The following is a 21,076-nucleotide window of genomic DNA, read 5'->3' on the forward strand; positions in this document are numbered from 1 at the left end:
GGAAAGCGGTAGCAGGTCAGGCTTTCGGCCTGAGGGCCGGGTAGGGCTCGAAATGCTTGGCGAATTTTGCCGGCCATTCGGTGAGTGCTGCACGTCCGTTTTCCCATTCGCCCGGGAAGCGCAGCATCAGGTAGCCGAGGGTGGATGCCAGCGCGAAATGACCGCCATGCAGCTTTTTGCCGATCTTCGGCAGGTGTTTGTCGAGGTGATCGAGGCTGCGATTGATCTTCGCCCATTGCCGGTCGATCACATCCTGGCTGACGAGTTCCGGCGGCCGGAAGCGCTTTTCGTAGACGATGGCGAGCAGGCAGTCGGCGATGCCGTCGGCCAGGGCCTCGAGCACATCGGCTTCAGTCCGCTTTTCGTCCTTCTTCGGATAGAGACGCTTGTCGGACAGGCGGTGCAGATATTGCATGATCGCCCGGCTGTCGAAGATGGCCGTGCCGTCGTCGATGATCAGCGTCGGTATCTTCCCGAGCGGATTGGCGTCGACGAGTTCCGGCGGGTTTTCCGCCGTGTTGACCCTGACCTCTTCCAGTTCGATGCCGAGATGGCGGGCGGCCATGCGGACCTTGGACGAATAGGGGGAGGCGGGCGCGAAGAGCAGCTTCATGATGGTTTCCTGTGGCTCTCGTGGCGAGTTAACGAGTAGGCGGGATCGTGATCTCGGACCGGCGGCAGGACCGGCTGTCGACCTCAGGGCAGGCGCGGAAGCCAAGCGACCGGTCGAGGCAGATCCTGACCTCGTCGACTCTCTCCCTATCACAGGTCACGGCGACTGCCGAGCGGGTAAGCCCCGGATTGCTGCGGACGAAGGCGGCTTCGACGGCCTGCGGCGATGTCCGACTTTCGATGTCCACCTCGGAAAACTCGGTCGGAATGCGAATAGCATCATGGGCTTGGCGCACGAGTTTGAAGTAATCGTTCATGCTCAAACCCGAACAGGAGCCGTGCTTGCGCCACTGGTGGCCGATCAGCCCCATGCTCGGCATGATGTCGATGACAGTTCGCCCGATCCGCTCGGGCACGCGGCTGCCTTCCGGTGTCGGGCAATTCTCCGGCCAGCCCTGTTCGTTCTGCGGCCAAAGCCCGTGTACCACCCAACCGAAGTCCTTGGACCCGCCGCATTGCTCGCGGTTGCGGCCGGCAGCTTCGCCGTCACAGAAGGTCGGCGACCAGGAGAGGGAGAGCACGTAGAAATCAAAGCCACTGCCTTGCGGGACGTTGCTCGCGGCAGATGTGCCCAATTCCTTCGCTTCGTCGCGCGAAGACGGTGGAGCCTCTGCCTGCGGAGGTGCTGGTGGCGAAGCCCGATCGACCGGCGCATCCGCTGGCAGGAAGCTGTAGACGGCTGCCGCCGCGATCATGAGGCCGAGGGCGATGAAGCCGGTATAGCGTCCCATGCGCTGCTCGGCTCCCGCTCAGTCTTCGCCGCGCAGCCAGAAGCAGCGATGCGAGGCGTAACGATCCTGCGCCATCAGCCGCTTCAGTTCCGGCAGCACCAGATGCATTTCGTCCTTCAGCGTGAAGGGTGGATTGACGATGACGAGACCGGTCCCGGACAGCCCCGTCTGCTCGCGGTCGCTTTTCACATGCAGCTCGGCGCAGAGCATCTTGGGGATCCCAAGCGCCTGCAGTGCCTCGTGGAATTCCTTGATCGGCGCGCCCTTCTTGATCGGATACCAGAGGCAGTAGACGCCATTAGCGAAGCGGCGATGCGCCTTGGCAAGCCCGTCTACCAGCCGCTCATATTCGCCCTCGATCTCGAAGGGCGGATCGACCAGCACGATGCCGCGCTTTTCCTTCGGCGGCAGATGCGCATTCAGCGTCAGCCAGCCGTCGAGCTCGGTCACGCGAACCTGGAAGTCACCCTCGAACTGGCGGGCGAGCCCCCGCGCGTCTTCGGGATGCAGCTCCATGGCGGAGAGCCTGTCCTGCGGGCGGAAGAGATGGCGGGCGAGCTTCGGCGAGCCGGGATATTTCTGCAAGGGGCCACCGGCCTCGCGATCCGGGTTCAGCGCCTTCACCGCATCCAGATAGGGTGCCATGATCTCGGCGACCTTTTCCGGCAGCTCCGCATCGATGACTTTGGCGATGCCCTCCAGCCATTCGCCAGTCTTCTGCGCTTCGCTAGAGGAGAGGTCGTAGAGCCCGATCCCGGCATGGGTGTCGAGCACGCGGAATGCCTTGTCCTTCTGCTGCAGGTAGACGATCAGCCGCGAGAGCACGAGATGCTTCAGGACATCGGCAAAATTGCCCGCGTGATAGATGTGGCGATAATTCATGAAGGCTTCCGATGGCAGTGATGATTTCTTTGAATGGGGCTTTTGAGCGTTCCGGCCATGGCCTATAACGGCCCCATGAACATCCAGAGCCCCATCCGAAACCGGTCGGTCGGTCATACGGCCTGTCCGCATGACTGTCCATCCACCTGCGCCCTTGACGTCGAACTGACCGAGGACGGCCGCATCGGCCGTATGCGCGGGGCAACCGAGAACAGCTATACGGCGGGTGTCATCTGCGCCAAGGTCGCGCGTTATGCCGAGCGGCTCTACCATCCCGACCGTCTGATGAAGCCGGTTCGCCGGGCCGGCGCCAAGGGTGCAGGGCAGTGGCAGGACGTCACCTGGGAAGCCGCCCTGGACGAGATCGCCGACGCCTTCGTCAAGGCCGAGCAGCGCCACGGCTCGGAAGCCGTGTGGCCCTATTTCTACGCCGGCACCATGGGCCTGGTGCAGCGCGATTCCATCGAGCGCCTGCGCCACGCGAAGAAATATTCCGGTTTCTTCGGCACGATCTGCACCAACATGGCCTGGACCGGTTATGTCATGGGCACCGGCACGCTGCGCGGTCCCGATCCGCGAGAAATGGCCGTCTCCGATTGCGTCGTCATCTGGGGCACCAATGCGGTGGCCACCCAGGTCAACGTGATGACCCATGCGATCAAGGCCCGCAAGGATCGTGGCGCGAAGATCGTCGTCGTCGATATCTACGACAATCCGACGATGAAGCAGGCCGATATGGCCCTCATCCTGAAGCCCGGCACGGATGCGGCGCTCGCCTGTGCCGCCATGCACATCGCCTTCCGCGATGGTTATGCCGACCGGGCGTATATGGCAAAATTCGCCGATGATCCGGCAGGGCTTGAAGCGCATCTGAAGGACAAGACGCCGGAATGGGCCTCCGCCATCACAGGCCTTTCGGTTGAGGAGATCGAGGCCTTCGCCCGCCTCGTTGGCCAGACGAAGAAGAGCTACTTCCGCCTCGGCTACGGCTTCACCCGCAGCCGCAATGGTGCCGTCTCCATGCATGCGGCCCTGTCGCTCGCAACCGTGCTCGGTTCCTGGCAATACCAGGGCGGCGGTGCCTTCCATTCGAACAGCGACATCTTCCAGCTCAACAAGGCAGAGCTGATGGGCACGGCCATGGTCGATCCAGAGATCCGCATGCTCGACCAGTCACAGATTGGACGAGTCCTGACCGGCGATGCCGAGGCACTGCGCCATCGCGGTCCCGTCGATGCGCTGATCATCCAGAACACCAATCCGGTGAATGTCGCCCCTGAACAGAGGCTGGTGAAACAGGGCTTTCTGCGCAATGACCTCTTCGTTGCCGTGCATGAGCAGTTCATGACCGAGACGGCGGAACTCGCTGACATCGTCCTGCCCGCCACCATGTTCGTTGAGCATGACGACATCTATCGCGGCGGTGGCCAGAGCCATATCCTGCTCGGACCGAAGCTCGTCGATGCGCCGCCGTTGGTTCGCACCAATCTCTTCGTCATCGAGGAACTGGCCAAGCGCCTCGGCGTCGCCGATCGCCCCGGCTTTGGCAAGACCGAGCGCGAGCATATCGAGCGCATGCTCTACATCAGCGGCAAGCCCGATTTCGACACGCTGATCGAGGACAAGTGGCTCGACTGCCAGCCGGCCTTCGAGGACGCCCATTACCTGAATGGCTTTGGCCACCCGGACGGCAAGTTCCGCTTCAAGCCGGATTGGGAAGGAACGCCAGCCCCGAACAAGCCGCCGGCCAAGCTCGGCTCGCTCGGGCCTGTGAAGCAGCTTCCGACTTATCCCGACCAGGTCGACCTGATCGAAGTGGCCGATGCCGAGCATCCCTACCGGCTCGCGACCTCTCCGGCGCGCAACTTCCTGAACTCAACTTTCGCCGAGACCAAGACTTCGCGCGACAAGGAAGGCCGCCCCGAGGTCATGGTCAATCCGGCGGATGCCATGAGCCTTGGATTGGCCGATGGGGATGTCGTCCAACTTGGCAATGTCAGGGGCGAACTGCGCATCCACGCGAAGATCACCGAGGCCGTAAAGCCGGGCGTTCTGGTGGCCGAAGGGCTGTGGCCCAACAAGTCCCATCTCGACGGCGAAGGCATCAATGTCCTGACCGGTGGTGATCCGGCGGCTCCGCATGGGGGCGCTGCCTTCCACGACAACAAAGTCTGGATGAGAAAAGCCTGACATGAGCATATTCGACAAGGCCCGGATCGCGATCCTGGAAGACAAGACCCTGTGGAAGGGCTGGAGCCATCTGCGCGGCATCACCTTCGATTTCTTCCGCGAGGGCAGGGCGCCGCACCGGCTCTCCTGGGAGGTCTTCGACCGCCGCAATGCTGCTGCGATCCTTCTGCACAACATCGAGCGTGACACCGTCACCCTGGTTCGCCAGCTGCGCATCGCGGCTCATCTGAGCGGTGAGTATCCCTATCTGCTCGAGGTCCCCGCGGGGTTCATCGACGATGGCGAAACGGCGATGCAGGCGGCCCTGCGGGAAGCGCTGGAAGAAACCGGCTACAAGATCGCCAAGGCAATCCCCGCCTTCGCCGCCTACATGTCGCCCGGTTCGGTCACCGAAAAGCTCCACGGCTTCTACGCCGCCGTGACCGATGCCGACCGTATTGCCGACGGTGGCGGGCTCGATGACGAGCAGGAAGATCTCGAAGTCGTCGAGCTTTCGTTCGCAGAAGCCATGGAGATGGTCGAAGCCGGCGAGATCATCGACGCCAAGACGATCATGCTCCTGCAATGGGCTGCGTTGAAGCGAAGCGGCGTGGGTGCCGGTCAGTCGTCCAGCGACGCGATGTAGCCGCCCGTCTGGCGCGCCCAGAGACGGCTGTAAAGGCCACCTGCACGCAGGAGATCGTCGGGCCGCCCATCCTCGATGATCCGCCCTTTGTCGAGCACAACGATGCGGTCCATGCGGGCGATCGTGGAAAGCCGATGGGCGATGGCGATCACTGTCTTGCCTTCCATCAGCAGGTCGAGCTTTTCCTGGATGGTCGCCTCCGCCTCGCTATCAAGCGCCGACGTTGCCTCGTCCAACACCAGGATCGGCGCATCTTTCAGAAGCACCCTAGCGATGGCGACGCGCTGGCGCTGACCGCCCGAAAGCTTGACGCCGCGATCCCCGACATAGGCCGTATAACCGGTGCGTCCCTCGCTGTCCTTCAGGTCGGCGATGAAGGCGTCGGCCTGAGCAAGGCGTGCTGCGGCTTCAAGCTCTGCCTGTGTCGCCTCTGGCCGGCCGTACCGGATGTTGTCGCCGACCGAGCGATGCAGCAACGATACATCCTGAGCAATGAAACCGATCTGCGCGCGCAGGCTGGCCTGGGTCACGTCGGCGATATCCTGTCCGTCTATGGTAATACGCCCGCCGTCCAAGTTGTAGAGACGCAGGAGCAGGCTCACCAGCGTGGTCTTGCCGGCACCGGACAGGCCCACCAGCCCAACCTTCTCGCCGGCTGAAACCGAAAGCGACAGGTCGTGAATGACCTGCTGGCTATCGTGATACTCGAAACTCACTCGGTCGAAGCGGATCTCGCCGCGCACGACGGTGAGCGCCTTCGCCCCTGTCACATCTACCACGGTCGGCGGCGTGGTCATGACCGGCATGGCGTCGCGAATTGTGCCGATCGCTTCGGAAATCTGTTGGCCGAGATTTAGAAAGCCCCGAGAGTTGGAGGACAGCCGTTGGGTGATGGTGATCGCGGCGACGAATTCGCCGAGGGTGACGAAGCCATCGGCAATCCCCCAGAGGCTGACGGCAAAGATGGCGATGAACAACAAGGTGTTGGAGGAAACGACCAAGAGATCCGCGGTAAGGCCGATGCGGCGCTCCCGAAACTGTGCGGTCATCGACCGCTCCATCACACGCCGCAGCGCACCGGCCTCGCTGTCCTCGGCGGCAAACAGCTTGACCGTCTGGATATTGCTGTAGAGGTCGGTCATCTCCCCGACCACGCGGCTGCGCGCTCGCGCCGCCGTCTTGGCCGTTGCGCTAAACTGCGGCACGGCCCGTTTGGCGATGACGCCATTTATGGCGATCCACACGAGGATCGGGAGCGTCAACGGCCAGGAAAGGGCGGTTAAAAGCACGACTGAACCGACCATCTGCACAAAGAAGATTGGCAACGTCCAGACCGCCGCCGCCATCTGTTGCTTGACGGCCCCGGCCACCTGCGCAATGCGGCTGGCCACCTGGCCCGAAAACTGGTCATGAAAGAAGCCAAGATCCTGGCTTTCGACCGCCTTGTGGCCATGCCACTGAATGAGTGTGGGCAGGCTGACGCTGAGTACATGGGCGCCCAACGCATTGCAGAGAAAGATCAGCAGCGGCAGAACCGGGAAAAACAGCGCGACGAAACCAGCGAGCGGCCAGCGATGGGCATCGAGATAGGGAAGCAGACCTTGGCTGGAGATGCCGTCGATCAGGTGCGAGACGCCCCAGAGGACAGTCAGGTTGACGATCTCGACGCTGGCAGACAGGGCAAGCACGACCAAAAACGACTTCGGTGCGTATGCGACGAAATGCAGGACCAGTCGCAGAGGGCCATCACTCGGAATCCTTCGATACGGGATTTCGAGCGGTCGCAGCAACCTTTCAAACGGGGTGAAAATCCGATCGGACAACGTCATGAAAGGCTCCGGGGCAACAGCTTTACGTGATCAAAATGAGAACACGAATAGAGCTGAGTCCAGCGGAGAGAGGAACCCTTAGATTTGGGTGGGCTGCTATCCTCGGAGCGGACCGCGTGCCGCCCTGACTGCGGTTGTCTTCAGAAAGACAAGAAAGAATCGAAGTCGTAGAGCTCTCTTTCTCAGACTCCCTCGGGATGATGGAAGCTGGCGAGATCATCGACGCCAAGACGATCATGCTCTTGCAATGGGCTGCGTTGAAGCGCAGCGGCCAGCCAGGCTAGAAGCTCCCCTTCACGCCTGCTGACAGAGTGATCGACTGAAAATCAGCCGCTGCACCATCCTCAAAACTACCGCTGGCACCGGATACGGTGTGGCGGACATGGGCGTCGCCTCGTGTCTCGAAGATCTGTTGGAAGTCGCCGCCGACATAAATCGATGCCGATTGCAGGATCTTGTAGTCGGCCGTGACCGTCGCTCCGACCATCGGCGCCGGGTCAAGCGTGTCGGTAAAGCGCAGATTTCTGAGCCAGTGGTCATCGACGCCTTTGTAGCTGATGGCTGCACCGCCGCGCAGAACGCCCGATAGCGTTAAGGCGCCGATCTTTTGCTCGGCATTGGCGCTGAGGAACACGGTTGGAATGCGCTGTTCGTAGGTAATGCCCTTCAACCCGTCCGCGAAACTGCCGACCGTGTCATGCAATGTCGTATCGCTATAGATGTAGCTGCCGCCGCGGGCCGTCCATTTGACATTGGTGTAACCGATGCCGCCACCGAGGCCGAGGCGGGTGGCACCTGTGTCAACGAGCGCCCTTTCAGCTTCGAGGAGCACGTTTATGTAGCGGTCAAGCTCGGTATCCGGATGCAGGGACTGATGCGTCCAGCCCGAATAGGAGGTACTCAGCCAGTCGCGATCTTCCATGTAACCGTTGCCGCCGAGACCGACATCGAGCCGTCCCTTCAGCTTCCAGGCGTAGCCGATATCGACGTCGCCTCCGAGCGTGCCGGTCACGACGCCCTTGCTCTCCCAGTCCAGCTGGCTGATCTTGCGGTTGCCGCTATAGACATATTCGCCGGCCTTGATGTTGGCCATCCCGACGCCCGCATAGTAGTGCACAGAGCCGGCGGTCGAGCCGCCAGAGGCATCCTGGCCGGAGGCCGGTGTGGCGAGCAAAAGGGCGCCGCCGACAAAAAGAACGGGATTGATCTGGGACTTGAACATGAGCTGACCGTATCGATTGAATAATCGTCACGGTTGCATGGTTATGGTTAAGGGATTGCTACCTTGCGCCGGCTTCTGAACCCTCAGCGGGTGTCAGGCGCTGATCAACCTTGCCGCTGGATCTGTCTTGGACGCGAGCCTTTCGACGCTGCCATCGGCGCGCATGGAGACGCTGCCGGAGGCAACCAGCTTCAGAGCCGCCGCATAGGTCTGGTGCTCGACGGTGAGCACCCTTGCCGCCAGCGTCTCTGCCGTATCATCGATCAGAACAGGCACGACTGCCTGCGCAATGACTGGGCCTTCGTCCATGCCTTCGGTGACGAAATGCACCGTGCAGCCCGCGATCTTCATGCCGGCATCGATTGCCCGCTGATGGGTATGCAGGCCAGGGAAGAGCGGCAGCAGGGATGGGTGGATGTTGAGGATCCGGCCCGTATGCGGACGGATGAAATCACCGGACAGCAGGCGCATATAGCCTGCGAGACAGATCAGGTCGGGGCCTATCTCGGCGAGTGCGGCGAGGATCGCCGCCTCATGCTCGGCCTTGGAGCCATAGGCCTTGCGCGGAAATACGCGTGTCGGAATACCGAGCGCTTCCGCCTTGGCAAGGCCGCCGGCCTCAGGCTTGTCGGAAAACACCGCGACGATTTCGGCCGGATAGTCGGCCGCTTCGCAGGCTTTCGCCAGTGCCAGCATGTTCGATCCGCCGCCGGAAACGAAGGCGACGACGCGTTGGCGCCGGGCGCTCATAGGGCGAGCGTACCCTTGTAGGTCACGCCATGCGCACCCTCTTCGCGGGCGATCATTCGACCCAGACGGGCAACGGTCTCACCTTCGGCTTCCAGTGCCTTGGTGACCTCGTCCACCTTGTCGGCGGAAACGACGACGATCATGCCTATGCCGCAGTTGAAAGTGCGCAGCATTTCGTTCTGGGCAACGCTGCCGGTCTTGGCGAGCCAGGAGAAGACGGCCGGAACCTTAAAGGACGAAAGGTCGATCTCGGCGGCCAGATGCTTCGGCAGCACGCGCGGAATGTTTTCCGGGAAGCCGCCGCCGGTGATATGGGCGAGCGCCTTCAGCGACTTGGTTTCCTTGATCGCCTTCAGAAGCGGCTTCACATAGATGCGGGTCGGGGTGAGCAGGGCGGCGCCCAGCGACTGGCCTTCGGCAAACGGCGCCGGTGCATCCCAGGCAAGGCCCGAGACTTCGACGATCTTGCGCACCAGCGAGAAGCCGTTGGAATGCACGCCCGAGGACGAGAGCCCAAGGATCACGTCGCCTTCAGCAATGTCGCCGGCCGGCAGCAGTTCGCCGCGCTCGGCAGCCCCCACGGCAAAGCCCGCGAGGTCGTAGTCGCCCTTGGAATACATGCCCGGCATTTCTGCGGTCTCGCCGCCGATCAGCGCGCAACCTGCCTCGCGGCAACCCGCCGCAATACCCTGGACGATCGCTGCACCCTGGTCAGGATCGAGCTTGCCGGTGGCGAAGTAGTCGAGAAAGAGCAGGGGCTCGGCACCCTGGACGACCAGATCGTTGACGCACATGGCGACGAGGTCGATGCCAACGGTGTCGTGAATATTGGCGTCGATCGCAATCTTCAGCTTGGTGCCGACGCCGTCGTTGGCGGCGACCAGGATCGGATCCTTGAAGCCCGCGGCCTTGAGGTCAAACAAGCCGCCGAAGCCGCCGATCTCGCCATCCGCACCCGGACGGCGCGTCGACTTCACGGCCGGCTTGATCTTCTCGACCATCAGGTTGCCCGCATCGATATCGACGCCTGCATCGCTATAGGTCAACCCGTTCTTGCCAGCCTGGCTCATGCCTGCCTCCGATCCTGCGAGAATTTCGGCTGGCCATGGCATGAAGAGCCCTCGGATGCAAGCTGCGAGCCGCAGAAGCCCACGATTTCCCGGGCATTCTGGCCAGCGATTGCATCTTGTCACTGCCGATCGGGTGGGAGTTCTTGACCAAGTCTTCTGCGGTAACCTATCTCCTACCGTGGCGCCGCAGCATGGTTTGCGGGCCTCCGCAGGGCTCGAACTTCGAACGGAGACGCACATGGGTCACAACATCAGTGCAATCGGCCTCCGCCGCCAGGTCTTCTTCTGGCTGGTGACGCTTGCGATCTTCGTCGCCTTCCTGATGTTGTTCTCATCGATCCTTCTGCCCTTCATCGCCGGCATGGCGCTCGCTTACTTCCTCGATCCGGTCGCCGACCGGCTCGAGCGGATCGGTCTGAGCCGCCTGATGGCGACGGTGGTCATTCTCGTCTCCTTCGTCGTTGTCTTTGTGCTGTCCCTGATGATCATCATCCCTGTGCTTGCCAGCCAGCTCAACGAATTCATCCAACGCGTACCCGCATATATCACGCAACTGCAGACCTTCATCGCGACCTCGAATGCCGCCTGGCTGCCGGATTGGGTGGATGGTCAGATGGGCACGATCCGGGAGAACTTCTCCCGTTATCTGAGCGAGGGGGTAGGCTTCCTCGGCACGCTCGTGGAGCAGATCTGGAATTCCGGCAAGGCGCTGCTCGACATAGCCTCGCTGCTGGTGGTCACACCGGTTGTTGCCTTTTACCTGCTGCTCGACTGGGACCGCATGATCGAGAAGGTCGATAGCTGGGTGCCGCGCCACCAGCTCGGCACGGTGCGCCAACTCGCCACCGAACTCGACAGCACGATTGCGGGCTTCGTGCGCGGTCAGGGTTCGCTGTGCCTGATCCTCGGCATATTTTACGCGATAGCGCTCTCGGCTGCTGGCCTCAATTTCGGTCTGCTGATCGGTTTCTTTACCGGCATGATCAGCTTCATTCCCTATGTTGGCTCGACGGTCGGTCTGCTCCTGTCGCTCGGCGTGGCACTCGTGCAATTCTGGCCGGATTTCATCTGGGTCGGTGTCATTGCCGGCATCTTCTTCTTCGGGCAGTTCATTGAGGGCAACATCCTGCAGCCAAAGCTGGTCGGCAAGAGTGTCGGTCTGCACCCGGTCTGGCTCATGTTTGCCCTCTTCGCCTTTGGTGCGCTTTTCGGCTTCGTCGGCGTTCTGGTGGCGGTGCCCGCAGCCGCAGCCGTCGGCGTGCTTGTTCGTTTCGCGATCTCGCGTTATCTTGACAGCGATCTCTATTACGGAACCTCGGTCGTCCTCGCGCCGCCTTCCCAGCCCGTTGGCGAGATCGCATCCCCAAGCTCCAAAGACGTGCCCGAGGCATGAATGACTGACGCCAAGATGGCTCCCGACAAGCGTGGAGCCGCCGAACAATTGCCGCTCGCCTTCGAGCATGGCTCGGCGACCGGCCGTGACGACCTGCTGGTCTCCGAACGTATGGCCGCCGCCGTGTCGATCGTTGATGCCTGGCCGAACTGGCCGTCGCCGGTGGTAATCCTGACCGGGCCGGAAGGCTCGGGAAAATCTCACCTCGCCCAGATTTTCCGCGACACCAGCGGTGCGACGGATATCGTGCTGCAAGCCGGGCAGGGCGCGTCGCAGGTGGCAGCCGCAGGTCCGGTGCTCTTCGAGGATGCCGACCGCGCCGGCTTCGACGAGGTCGAGCTCTTCCATGTCATCAATGCGGTCCGCCAGCACGGCACAACTCTGCTGATCACCTCGCGCAGCTTTCCCCCGTCCTGGAACGTCGCGCTCCCGGATCTGAATTCGCGCCTGAAGGCGGCCACGGTCGTGGAAATCGGAGCGCCGGATGAAGACCTGCTCGGCCAACTGATCACCAAGCTGTTCGCCGACCGCCAGCTTTACATCGATGACAAGATTGTCAGCTATATCGTCAGCCGCATGGAGCGTTCCTTTTCGGCCGCCCAAGTGGTCGTCGATCGAATGGACAGGCTGGCCCTTGCCCGCCGCGCCAAGATCAGCCGCAGCCTGGCCGCAGAGGTTCTCGAAACTCTGGAGGCGGCAGATATCCGCGAATAGTCGTCGTCACAGATCTGTCGTCAAACTGTTATAATCGGCACCAACGATAAAAGAAGGGGCGAATCATGGACAGCGCAGTACACGGCACGGATGGCGAAACCGGTCTGGAGGTCGCGCCCGCCGAGGACATGCTGACCAGCCCACTGCGCTTCATCAACCGCGAATTCTCCTGGCTCCAGTTCAATCGCCGTGTTCTCGAGGAGACGCTGAACACTGCCCACCCGCTTCTGGAGCGCGTGCGCTTCCTGTCGATCTCTGCAGCGAACCTCGACGAGTTCTTCATGGTCCGCGTGGCCGGCCTCGAAGGTCAGGTCCGCCAGGGCATCGTCATCAAAAGTCCCGATGGCAAGACGCCCGCCGAACAGCTCGATGATATCCTGAAGGAAATCGACAACCTGCAGATGGAGCAGCAGGCCTCGCTCGCCGTCCTGCAGCAATACTTGGCCCAGGAAGAGATCCTGATCGTTCGCCCGGCGGCCCTGTCCGAGGCGGACCGCGGCTGGCTCGAAACCACCTTCGAGGAATCGATCTTCCCGGTCCTGACCCCGCTCTCGATCGACCCGGCCCACCCGTTCCCCTTCATCCCCAACCTCGGCTTCTCCATGGGCCTGCAGCTTTGCTCCAGCCGCACCGGCGAGCCGATGACCGCGCTTCTGCGTCTGCCGCCCACCCTCGACCGTTTCATCCGCCTCCCGGATGAGGGCGCCACGATCCGCTACATCACGCTCGAGGATATGGTCGGCCTGTTCATCAACCGGCTTTACCCGGGATATGAGGTCAAGGGCTTCGGCACCTTCCGTATCATCCGCGACAGCGATATCGAAGTCGAGGAAGAGGCTGAAGATCTGGTGCGCTTCTTCGAGACGGCGCTGAAGCGTCGCCGCCGCGGCTCGGTCATCCGCATCGAGGTGGACTCCGAGATGCCGGTTGCTCTGCGCCAGTTCGTCGTTCACGAGCTCGGTGTTGCCGACAATCGCGTCGCCGTTCTCCCCGGCCTGCTCGCCCTGAATACGATCTCGGAAATCACCAAGGCACCGCGCGACGATCTGCGCTTCGAGCAGTACAATGCCCGGTTCCCCGAGCGTGTCCGCGAACATGCCGGCGACTGCCTAGCCGCGATCCGCGAAAAGGACATGATCGTCCATCATCCCTATGAGAGCTTCGATGTCGTCGTGCAGTTCCTGCTGCAGGCCGCGCGCGATCCTGACGTTCTCGCGATCAAGCAGACGCTTTACCGCACCTCGAACGACAGCCCGATCGTCCGCGCCCTGATCGATGCCGCCGACGCGGGCAAGTCCGTAACGGCGCTCGTCGAACTCAAGGCGCGCTTCGACGAGGAGGCCAATATTCGCTGGGCCCGCGACCTCGAACGCGCCGGCGTCCAGGTCGTCTTCGGTTTCATCGAACTCAAGACCCACGCCAAGATGTCGATGGTCGTGCGCCGCGAAGACGGCAAGCTCCGGACCTACTGCCATCTCGGCACGGGCAACTACCATCCGGTGACCGCGAAGATCTATACGGACCTCTCCTTCTTCACCTGCAATCCGAAGATTGCCCATGACATGGCGAATGTCTTCAACTTCATCACCGGCTATGGTGAGCCTGAAGAGGGCATGAAGCTTGCCGTCTCGCCCTACACGTTGCGTCCTCGCATCCTCAAGCACATCAACGAGGAGATCGCCCACGCAAAGGCCGGTCGCCCGGCACAGATCTGGATGAAGATGAACTCGCTCGTCGATCCCGAGATCATCGATGCGCTTTACGCCGCAAGCGGTGCCGGCGTGGAAATCGATCTGGTCATCCGCGGCATCTGCTGCCTGCGGCCGCGCGTGCCGGGTCTCTCGGACAACATCCGGGTCAAGTCGATCGTCGGTCGCTTCCTCGAGCACAGCCGCATCTTCTGTTTCGGCAATGGTCATCGACTGCCGTCGGAAAAGGCGCTGGTCTATATCGGCTCCGCCGACATGATGCCGCGCAATCTCGATCGCCGCGTCGAGACCCTGGTGCCGCTCATCAACCCGACTGTGCATGAGCAGGTTCTGTCACAAATCATGCTGGGTAACCTGATTGACAATCAACAGAGCTACGAGATATTGGCCGACGGCACCTCAAGGCGCATCGAAGTGCGGCAGGGTGAGGAACCTTTCAACGCCCAGCACTATTTCATGACCAATCCGAGCCTGTCTGGCCGCGGAGAAGCATTGAAATCAAGCGCACCGAAACTGATCGCCGGTCTGATATCCGGCAGGAAACGATAACTCTGGTACCTCATGACAAGATCTGAAGCGCAGGGGCGTCTTCCCGGTATCGCCCCTGTCTCCGTTGTCGACATCGGCTCCAACTCGATCCGCCTGGTGATCTATGAGGGGCTGTCGCGCGCGCCGACGGTGCTCTTCAACGAAAAGGTTCTCTGCGGCCTCGGCAAGGGTGTCGCCACGACCGGCCGGATGGATGAGGACGGCGTGGAGCGGGCGCTCGTAGCCCTACGCCGCTTCCGGGCGCTGTCCAATCAGGCTCAGGCGACGCGCATGTATGTGCTGGCGACGGCAGCCGCCCGCGAAGCCTCCAACGGACCGGACTTCATTCGTCGGGCCGAAGAGATCCTCGGCCACGAGATCCAGGTGCTGACCGGCGAGGAAGAGGCAAAATACTCCGCGCTCGGTGTTGTCAGCGGCTTTCACGATGCCGACGGCATAGCCGGCGACCTGGGCGGCGGATCTCTGGAACTCATCGATATCAAGGGTAAAGGCTTCGGCAAGGGTGTCACGCTGCCGCTCGGTGGTCTGCGCCTGTCGGAAAGTGTCGAAGGGTCGTTGCCCAAGGCCCGTGTGCTTGCCAAGAAACTGGTGGGTGACGTGTCCCTTCTCAAGAAAGGGCAGGGGCGCACATTTTATGCAGTCGGCGGCACCTGGCGCAACATCGCCAAACTGCACATGGAAATTCGGAAATACCCGCTGCACATGATGCAGGGCTATGAACTGCCCTATGACGAGATCGCCTTCTTCCTGGACGAGATCATCTCCGGCGCCAACAACCGTGACCCGGCCTGGTCGACCATTTCCAAGAGCCGCCGCAACCTGATCCCCTTCGGCGCTGTCGCCATGCGCGAAGTGATCGAGATCATGCAGCCGAAAAGCGTCTGCTTCTCGGCACAAGGTGTGCGTGAGGGTTACCTCTTTTCGCTGCTTCTCGATGAAGAACAGTCGCTCGATCCGCTGATCGAGGCCGCCGACGAACTGGCGATCCTGCGTGCTCGCTCGCCGGAACATGCCCGCGAACTGGCCGACTGGACGGGCCGAATGATGCCCTTCTTCGACATCGAAGAGACCGAAGAGGAAAGCCGCTATCGCCAGGCCGCCTGCCTGCTGGCCGATATCAGCTGGCGTGCTCATCCCGATTATCGCGGGCTGCAGGCGCTGAACGTGATTGCCCACTCCTCCTTCGTCGGCATCACCCATCCGGGCCGCGCCTTCATTGCACTCACCAACTACTACCGCTTCGAAGGCCTGCATGACGACGGCCAGACCGGCCCGCTCGCTGCCATCGCTACCGAGCGGCTGCTAGATAGGGCAAAGCTCGTCGGTGGCATGCTGCGCGTCGTCTACCTCTTCTCGGCCTCAATGCCCGGCGTCGTCAACAACCTGACCTTCCGGCGTTCGGACAATCCCGAACTCGACCTCGAATTCGTCGTACCCAAGTCCTACGAAGAATTTTCAGGCGAACGGCTGGACGGGCGCCTGATGCAGCTCTCCAAGCTGACCGGCAAACGTCTGGCGTTTGTCTACGAATAGGCCAGACCAGGCATCAGATATGAAAAGAGAGCGGACCGAAGCCCGCTCTCCTCATTTCAGGCACCGCGCTTATTTCGCAGCGAGGAAGTCGCCCACTTCGAGCAGGACGAATTCGTTGTCGTCGGCCTTGTCGAGCGCGCGGCCCGCCGAGAAGGGCAGGTTGTTGTCATTGCCGACGACGATGTGGGTCGCATCGATGATATCGACATTTTCGATGGTAACGAAGGGCATGTCGTAGAAGCCTTCGCCGCCGCCCTGGCGCTTCTTGTTGTCGGGATCTTCGATCTTCATCAGGTCGATATAGCCGATCTTGCGCACCGCCTTGCCGGCATTCTCTTCCGTCATCTCGATCTTGTAGATCCGCTTGTGTTTGGCCGGAACGGCAAAGCAATCGGCGGCCGGTGCCTTCGGATCGGCGCAGGCTTGTGTCTCCACGCCCGCACCGTTGTCACGTTCGATGACGAGTGCCGTCGTTTCGTCGATCATGTTGAAATCGCCGATCGCCTCGCCGCCTTCAGACAGGGGATAGAGCCAGGTCTTGCCCGTCCAGGTTTTGGAGGCGGCGTCGAGTCCGATGATGCGCAGTGCCGTCAGACCGTCGGCCTTCTCGACGGAGCCGTCTTCCATGTAGAGCGGACCTTCGAGCATGCCATAAAGCTTCGTGCCGTCCTTCGACATGGCCAAGCCCTCATAGCCGCCGGAGCGCTTCAGGTTGAACACCGGCATCTTGGCGGTCGGATTGGCCGGCACGACCAGCGTCGGATTGTCGGGCGACTTCACCTCGATCTCGCCGGCCTTGGTGGCGATGACGTCGGTCAGGACGCCTTCAGTCGAAAATTTCAGCATGTAAGGACCGAACTCTTCACCGACCCAGAAACCGTCCGCGACTGGCTGGATCGACTCAAGGTCGAAGTCAGCGCCCGTTAGGTAACGGTTGTCGGACGCTTCCATGGCGATTGGGAAGGGGGCTTTCTTGTCCGGGTCGGAGAGGAAGAGCGTCTTCTGGACGTTCACGGCGCCGGCATCCCAATCGAAGGTCAGGTGATGCAGCATCAGCATGGCATCGCTTGAATTGGCCTTCGAGCCGAAGCCATTGTCCGAAAGGCTCCAGAACGTGCCGTCTTCCATGCGCTTGATGCCGGAGAAACCCTGCAGCGGCTGGCCGTCGAAGGGCAGCGACAGGCCCGTCAGGCGCACACCGTCCTTGCCCGGCACGCTGCCGAGCGCGTCCGCCCGCTCGCGGTCTGCGGTAGTGAACTTGCCCGAGGTCTTGAGATGTTCAGGCGCATCGGCAGGGGCTGCGATGATCGTGTTCGCCGGCAGGATAGCGTGGTTCACCAGCTTGGCCGGAAAGACCTTCTCCTCGGCCGAGGCCTGGGAGACGAAGAGAACGAAGAGGGCGGCAGAAGTCAAAAGGGCTTTGGTCATAGCGTCACCTTGTTGGAAGGGAGGAAACGCCGCTGTCCTTAAGGAGCCTTCATGTCGCAGCTGTTGCTGTTGGGTGAAGTTTCCATGACGTCACCCGTTACCCACAGGCTAGCCGAGCCAAGCGGGCAGGTGGCCGCGATCCTCACCCGCCACGGCCGCCTCCACACAGGCGGCGAGACTGCCGAAGCGCATGGTCCGCCCGGTAAGGCCTGGGCCGTAATGGGCATACTTGCCGGAATTGGTCATGATGACCTCGGCATCGACCGGAATGATAGGCTCGGTCACCATGCACCAGCAGGTGTCGTTGACGAGGGTGACGCCGAATGCGGTGAGCACGGCGACATCGCCCGCCGCTTCCGCCTTTACCATTTCGGCGCGCCCGCAGGTGACGACGAGGGACACTTGCGGATGACGGGTCTTCCCGCGACAGAGCGCCGCGAGGGCGGCAAGCTCGGTGGCAGAGAAATGCGGATTGCCGAGCGAGACCAGTTGTACCGGACCCGCATCCGCGCCGTTTAGCTCGCGCCAGGCCCGCAGTAGGTCCTGGTGGGTGAGTGAAATCGTCGGCACGTTGAGGGCTGCAAAGGCCTTCGGGTCGAGTGCCTCTGGCGTGACGCTAGCGACATGGAACATCGGCGACGCCGAGGTGGTGGCAAATGCTGCACCGAAGGCCTTGAGGGCATCCGTGTCAGGACTGTGCGCGGATACCCCCTCGACCAGCGGAATCGCATCGGGTGAGATTGTCCCGATCAGATAACCGAGCAGTGGCCAGAAGCTGTCATCCACGCCATCGAGCGGGGGTACGGTGACCCGAACCTGCGGTGCCCGTTTTTCCAGCAGGTGACAGCCCGCCTTGGGGGCCCGTCCCGTCAGCGCAATCGCGATGTCGAGATAGTCAGGATACTTCATCGTTCGTGCGCCAAGCACGCTGTTGGCATAGACGACCGCATTCGATTCCGCCCAGACGATCTGCTCGTCGCGCGCGGGCCGGTCATCGAGCAGATAGGGGGCGCAGGTGAAGGTGGCCTCAGCCCCCATCGCCACATAGGCATCCGCCACTGCCGCCGCCGGACGCCCAAGCGCTTCCGGAACACCCTGCGCCTGCCAACGCCGGTGATCGACCGAAATCGCATTCAGCGTCGTCGGCACCACGACGCGACCGCCGAGATCGCGCAGCTTTTCGGCAAAGGCGAGGCCGCCAGGACCGGTGTATATGCAGCCGTCGATGTGGGCGCGGGTGATGTCGATGAGTTCCGTCGCGCCCTCGAGCGCCGCCATCCGCAGTACGATCCGCATGGCAACGGCAGCCGCTTCGCCCCGCTCGCCAGCAAGAATGGCCTGGTCCCGATCCGTGAGCGTGATGTCCGAACCGATGCCTGCAACGGCATCGCTGATCCGGACGCGTTTCGCGGTCCGCAGCCCTGCAAACGCTTGCTTGCCCACAGCGATCACCGGAATCGACCGCCCGAAGACTTCCTCGGCGACGATGACGCCGAGGGTGATGATCGCTTCTGGATGTTCGAGCACGATCGCGGCAGGCCCTTGTCCATTGAGGATCAGTTCGAGGATCACGCCGCTGCCGGTGCAGGAACCACGGCTGGTCGGCAATGCGAGCACGCGGCCCGTCAGCCGTTCGCCGCTCAACGGGTGATGCCGGTCGATGATCTCGCCGGTCACGGCATCCGCACCGCCCCAGAAGCTGAGCGCCGTATCGGTGAACAGCACCTCGCCTTCGACCGAGCCTGAAACCAGCACGCGGCCCGTGATGTCGACGGTGTCAGTGAGGTTGCTCAACATTCCGTCTCCGTCAGCGCCAGGACCGCAAAACTCGCCAGCCAGTGTTCCCCCATATAGTCGCCAGCCACATGCGCGATCCCGGCTTCGAGGTGTCCATGTGCGGCCTCGATCATCACAGGCCGGCGCGGGTCCGTCTCCGGCAGGGTGCCCGCCAGAGAGCCCCAGCACCAGGCTCGGCTGAGGCTCAAGCCATCGAGATGGGCAATCTTGCCGTCCGAGCGATCGGAAACAGCGGTAGGCGCAAACAGCGTGCGCGGTTGGCCGGCTGAAATGTCAGGCAGGAAACCATCGAACCACCGGGCGAAGTCGGTTGCTGGCATCAGCCGGCGCAAACATTCCGCCTCGATCAGCGCTGGCGACAAGAAGTCGTCGCCCGAGGGCTCGCCCCAGGCGGGGCAGGCGGTGTCAGAGCCATACCAGCGCAGAGCCGTGACGCGCAGCAGATCAAAGAGGCTGCCGTCTCCGACGGTTTCGGCATAGTCGGCTGTCAGCCTCAGCGCAAAGGCGGTGTTGAAATGCGTGCCCACCCGCACCGGATAGGTGGCAAGCGGCAGGAAGTCCTGGAAACGCTGGACAATCCGCTCGGTCAGCGGCGACAGCGCAGCCCCCCACGCGGGATCCTCGTGGCCGTGCAACTCGGCAGCCAGCTTCAGCAACCAGCCCCAGCCATAGGGTCGCTCATAGCCGCGCGCCATCGGTCGGTCGAAATAGGCGCATTCGCCGGCGATCCTATCGGGCACCAGCATCGTGCAGAAGAGATCGCGGATCGCCTGCGCTTCCGGTATTTCGGGATAAAGGCGCAGAAGACGCGCCAGCATCCAGTAGCCATGCACGCAGGAATGCCAGTCATAGCTACCGTAGAAGACCGGATGCAGCTCGGATGGCGTCTTCGCGTCATCAGGCCCTTCGAGCCCATGCAGAATATGATTGGGATATTCGCGGGTGACATGGCCGAGCGCGATCGCAGCACAGCGAGAGGCAAACTCGGATGTCAGCCGCGTGGTCATCCCTTATCTCCCAAGTCCAGCCGATCGCCCCAGTCGGCCCGGCGGATCTCCTTGAAGGCGTCGCCATCGCGCTTGCTGAGCGTCAGCTCGGCAGCCGTGCCATCTGTGCGACAGAGCTTGACCCGCCCGACACCACCATTGACGCGCGGCGGAGACAGCACCCGGTCGCCGCTGATCGTGACAGGCTCGCGAGAGGCGGCGATGAAAATGTATTTCTCGTCTTCCCACGGCACCTCGGCCCCCTTGGCCAGACGATGCACCCGCGAACGCGCCACACGGCGGGAGAAGTGGCACCAGTCGGGTGCCACGATCGGACAGTCGTCCGAATGCATGCAGGGCGCCACGAGATGGGCATCGAGGGATCGCAGCCTGTCACGAACGGCCAGAATGCGCTGCCAGCCGGCCGGCGTGCCCGGCTCGATGACGACGAGCATGCCCTTGGTCAGACCCCAGAGTTTTTCCGTGACGGTTCCAATGGTTGCCGGCGGCAACTCGTCCAGAACATAGGCGAGTGTCACGAGGTCTGCTGGCCCAAGCGTCGGAATCTTGGCCGTCACATCGCCGGCCTGCCAGTGGCTCTTGACGCTGCCGGAGGCGGCGAGTTTCTCGCCGACATTGCGGATCGCGCCGCTCGCTTCCACCATCTCTGCAGAATCGAGGCTGCTCCAGGTATCGGCGGCGGCCCAGAGTGCTGTGCCGGGGCCGCAGCCAAGATCGATCAGGGTTTCCGGCTGAAAGTCCGGTGCCGCATCCTCGACCATGGCAAGCGCTGCGCGAACGGCGGCAAAGGTGGCGGGGAGGCGGGTCGCGAGATAGGCCTTGGCGGCCAGCGCATCATCAATGTGAAACCGCCCGTCACGCACTTCGCGCCGATAGCGATCCGAGAGAATGGCGCTCGCCTTGGCGAGCCGTTCCAGCGGTTCGCCCTGGAGCATCTGGTCGACGGCGGAGCGGAGAGGGGCTGGAAGTTCCATG

General features: G+C 62.3%; 17 protein-coding genes. 6 read left to right on the forward strand and 11 right to left on the reverse strand.

Going from position 1 to position 21,076, the window contains the following annotated elements:
- Positions 1-16 precede the first annotated feature (16 nt).
- The 3 genes from ACQKP1_RS07340 to ACQKP1_RS07350 are packed head-to-tail and all read right to left on the reverse strand — an operon-like array spanning position 17 to position 2,285.
- Positions 17-613: a glutathione S-transferase family protein gene (locus ACQKP1_RS07340; RefSeq protein WP_427274760.1), complete on the reverse strand. Its 597-nt coding sequence runs from the start codon at positions 611-613 to the stop codon at positions 17-19.
- A gap of 28 nt (positions 614-641) precedes the next feature.
- Positions 642-1,403 carry a ribonuclease T2 family protein gene (locus ACQKP1_RS07345; protein ID WP_427274761.1) on the reverse strand — a complete coding sequence of 254 codons (762 nt, stop codon included), beginning with the start codon at positions 1,401-1,403 and terminating at the stop codon, positions 642-644.
- An 18-nt stretch (positions 1,404-1,421) separates the two neighbouring features.
- The gene (locus ACQKP1_RS07350; protein WP_427274762.1) at positions 1,422-2,285 is read right to left on the reverse strand and encodes a 23S rRNA (adenine(2030)-N(6))-methyltransferase RlmJ; all 864 of its coding nucleotides are present in this window, start codon (positions 2,283-2,285) and stop codon (positions 1,422-1,424) included.
- Positions 2,286-2,318: 33 nt separating this feature from the next.
- Between ACQKP1_RS07350 and ACQKP1_RS07355 the strand changes: the two genes are divergently transcribed.
- Together ACQKP1_RS07355 and ACQKP1_RS07360 are read left to right on the forward strand one after the other, a co-directional pair.
- Positions 2,319-4,475 carry a molybdopterin-containing oxidoreductase family protein gene (locus ACQKP1_RS07355; RefSeq protein ID WP_427274763.1) on the forward strand — a complete coding sequence of 719 codons (2,157 nt, stop codon included), beginning with the start codon at positions 2,319-2,321 and terminating at the stop codon, positions 4,473-4,475.
- Position 4,476: 1 nt separating this feature from the next.
- Entirely contained in the window at positions 4,477-5,100 is a 624-nt protein-coding gene (locus ACQKP1_RS07360) for an NUDIX domain-containing protein (RefSeq protein ID WP_427274764.1), read from the forward strand.
- Here ACQKP1_RS07360 and ACQKP1_RS07365 read toward each other — a convergent pair.
- The 4 genes from ACQKP1_RS07365 to purM form a co-directional block, all read right to left on the reverse strand.
- Positions 5,076-6,929 (reverse strand): ABC transporter ATP-binding protein, encoded by a 1,854-nt coding sequence (locus ACQKP1_RS07365; RefSeq protein ID WP_427274765.1) that lies wholly within the window; start codon positions 6,927-6,929, stop codon positions 5,076-5,078. The genes ACQKP1_RS07360 and ACQKP1_RS07365 overlap by 25 nt on opposite strands.
- Positions 6,930-7,209: 280 nt before the next feature.
- Complete coding sequence (locus ACQKP1_RS07370; RefSeq protein ID WP_427274766.1) at positions 7,210-8,151, reverse strand: omptin family outer membrane protease; 942 nt, start codon at positions 8,149-8,151, stop codon at positions 7,210-7,212.
- 93 nt (positions 8,152-8,244) lie between these two features.
- Positions 8,245-8,901, reverse strand: coding sequence for a phosphoribosylglycinamide formyltransferase (gene purN, locus ACQKP1_RS07375; RefSeq protein ID WP_427274767.1), 657 nt, complete (start codon positions 8,899-8,901; stop codon positions 8,245-8,247).
- A complete protein-coding gene (gene purM, locus ACQKP1_RS07380; protein ID WP_427274768.1) occupies positions 8,898-9,971 on the reverse strand; it encodes a phosphoribosylformylglycinamidine cyclo-ligase in 1,074 nt (357 codons plus the stop codon). The genes purN and purM overlap by 4 nt, the downstream gene beginning before the upstream one ends.
- A 238-nt stretch (positions 9,972-10,209) precedes the next feature.
- Here purM and ACQKP1_RS07385 point away from each other — a divergent pair, with 238 nt between their 5' ends.
- The 4 genes from ACQKP1_RS07385 to ppx all read left to right on the forward strand — a co-directional run bounded on the left by ACQKP1_RS07385 (position 10,210) and on the right by ppx (position 15,869).
- A complete protein-coding gene (locus tag ACQKP1_RS07385) occupies positions 10,210-11,364 on the forward strand; it encodes an AI-2E family transporter (RefSeq protein WP_427274769.1) in 1,155 nt (384 codons plus the stop codon).
- Positions 11,365-12,078, forward strand: a complete 714-nt coding sequence (gene hdaA, locus ACQKP1_RS07390) for a DnaA regulatory inactivator HdaA (RefSeq protein WP_427274770.1) — start codon at positions 11,365-11,367, stop codon at positions 12,076-12,078. It begins immediately after the preceding gene.
- Positions 12,079-12,143: 65 nt separating this feature from the next.
- Positions 12,144-14,336 carry an RNA degradosome polyphosphate kinase gene (locus ACQKP1_RS07395; RefSeq protein ID WP_427274771.1) on the forward strand — a complete coding sequence of 731 codons (2,193 nt, stop codon included), beginning with the start codon at positions 12,144-12,146 and terminating at the stop codon, positions 14,334-14,336.
- A 12-nt stretch (positions 14,337-14,348) separates the two neighbouring features.
- Positions 14,349-15,869, forward strand: coding sequence for an exopolyphosphatase (ppx, locus tag ACQKP1_RS07400; RefSeq protein ID WP_427274772.1), 1,521 nt, complete (start codon positions 14,349-14,351; stop codon positions 15,867-15,869).
- 69 nt (positions 15,870-15,938) lie between these two features.
- On the opposite strand, the gene ACQKP1_RS07405 is transcribed toward ppx, so the two are convergent.
- From ACQKP1_RS07405 to ACQKP1_RS07420, 4 genes are all read right to left on the reverse strand, one after another.
- Positions 15,939-17,297: an esterase-like activity of phytase family protein gene (locus ACQKP1_RS07405; protein ID WP_427274773.1), complete on the reverse strand. Its 1,359-nt coding sequence runs from the start codon at positions 17,295-17,297 to the stop codon at positions 15,939-15,941.
- Between the two features lie 108 nt (positions 17,298-17,405).
- Positions 17,406-19,094, reverse strand: a complete 1,689-nt coding sequence (locus ACQKP1_RS07410) for an aconitase X (protein ID WP_427274774.1) — start codon at positions 19,092-19,094, stop codon at positions 17,406-17,408.
- Positions 19,088-20,101, reverse strand: a complete 1,014-nt coding sequence (locus ACQKP1_RS07415; protein ID WP_427274775.1) for a DUF2891 domain-containing protein — start codon at positions 20,099-20,101, stop codon at positions 19,088-19,090. Before ACQKP1_RS07415 ends, ACQKP1_RS07410 begins: the two co-directional genes overlap by 7 nt.
- Positions 20,098-21,075, reverse strand: coding sequence for a small ribosomal subunit Rsm22 family protein (locus ACQKP1_RS07420; RefSeq protein WP_427274776.1), 978 nt, complete (start codon positions 21,073-21,075; stop codon positions 20,098-20,100). Before ACQKP1_RS07420 ends, ACQKP1_RS07415 begins: the two co-directional genes overlap by 4 nt.
- Between the last annotated feature and the right edge of the window lies 1 nt (position 21,076).

It is taken from the genome of Allorhizobium sp. NPDC080224 (assembly GCF_050281005.1).
In the GTDB taxonomy this organism is placed as follows: domain Bacteria; phylum Pseudomonadota; class Alphaproteobacteria; order Rhizobiales; family Rhizobiaceae; genus Allorhizobium.

Bases quoted from the DNA above. Each gene is read 5' to 3' on its own strand.
- ACQKP1_RS07410 (WP_427274774.1), bottom strand. From the start codon at position 19,094: ATGTTGAGCAACCTCACTGACACCGTCGACATCACGGGCCGCGTGCTG.
- ACQKP1_RS07385 (WP_427274769.1), top strand. From the start codon at position 10,210: ATGGGTCACAACATCAGTGCAATCGGCCTCCGCCGCCAGGTCTTCTTC.
- ACQKP1_RS07365 (WP_427274765.1), bottom strand. From the start codon at position 6,929: ATGACGTTGTCCGATCGGATTTTCACCCCGTTTGAAAGGTTGCTGCGA.
- ACQKP1_RS07350 (WP_427274762.1), bottom strand. From the start codon at position 2,285: ATGAATTATCGCCACATCTATCACGCGGGCAATTTTGCCGATGTCCTG.
- purM (WP_427274768.1), bottom strand. From the start codon at position 9,971: ATGAGCCAGGCTGGCAAGAACGGGTTGACCTATAGCGATGCAGGCGTC.
- ACQKP1_RS07370 (WP_427274766.1), bottom strand. From the start codon at position 8,151: ATGTTCAAGTCCCAGATCAATCCCGTTCTTTTTGTCGGCGGCGCCCTT.
- ACQKP1_RS07345 (WP_427274761.1), bottom strand. From the start codon at position 1,403: ATGGGACGCTATACCGGCTTCATCGCCCTCGGCCTCATGATCGCGGCG.
- ppx (WP_427274772.1), top strand. From the start codon at position 14,349: ATGACAAGATCTGAAGCGCAGGGGCGTCTTCCCGGTATCGCCCCTGTC.
- purN (WP_427274767.1), bottom strand. From the start codon at position 8,901: ATGAGCGCCCGGCGCCAACGCGTCGTCGCCTTCGTTTCCGGCGGCGGA.
- ACQKP1_RS07395 (WP_427274771.1), top strand. From the start codon at position 12,144: ATGGACAGCGCAGTACACGGCACGGATGGCGAAACCGGTCTGGAGGTC.
- ACQKP1_RS07415 (WP_427274775.1), bottom strand. From the start codon at position 20,101: ATGACCACGCGGCTGACATCCGAGTTTGCCTCTCGCTGTGCTGCGATC.
- ACQKP1_RS07340 (WP_427274760.1), bottom strand. From the start codon at position 613: ATGAAGCTGCTCTTCGCGCCCGCCTCCCCCTATTCGTCCAAGGTCCGC.
- ACQKP1_RS07405 (WP_427274773.1), bottom strand. From the start codon at position 17,297: ATGACCAAAGCCCTTTTGACTTCTGCCGCCCTCTTCGTTCTCTTCGTC.
- ACQKP1_RS07360 (WP_427274764.1), top strand. From the start codon at position 4,477: ATGAGCATATTCGACAAGGCCCGGATCGCGATCCTGGAAGACAAGACC.
- hdaA (WP_427274770.1), top strand. From the start codon at position 11,365: ATGACTGACGCCAAGATGGCTCCCGACAAGCGTGGAGCCGCCGAACAA.
- ACQKP1_RS07355 (WP_427274763.1), top strand. From the start codon at position 2,319: ATGGGGCTTTTGAGCGTTCCGGCCATGGCCTATAACGGCCCCATGAAC.
- ACQKP1_RS07420 (WP_427274776.1), bottom strand. From the start codon at position 21,075: ATGGAACTTCCAGCCCCTCTCCGCTCCGCCGTCGACCAGATGCTCCAG.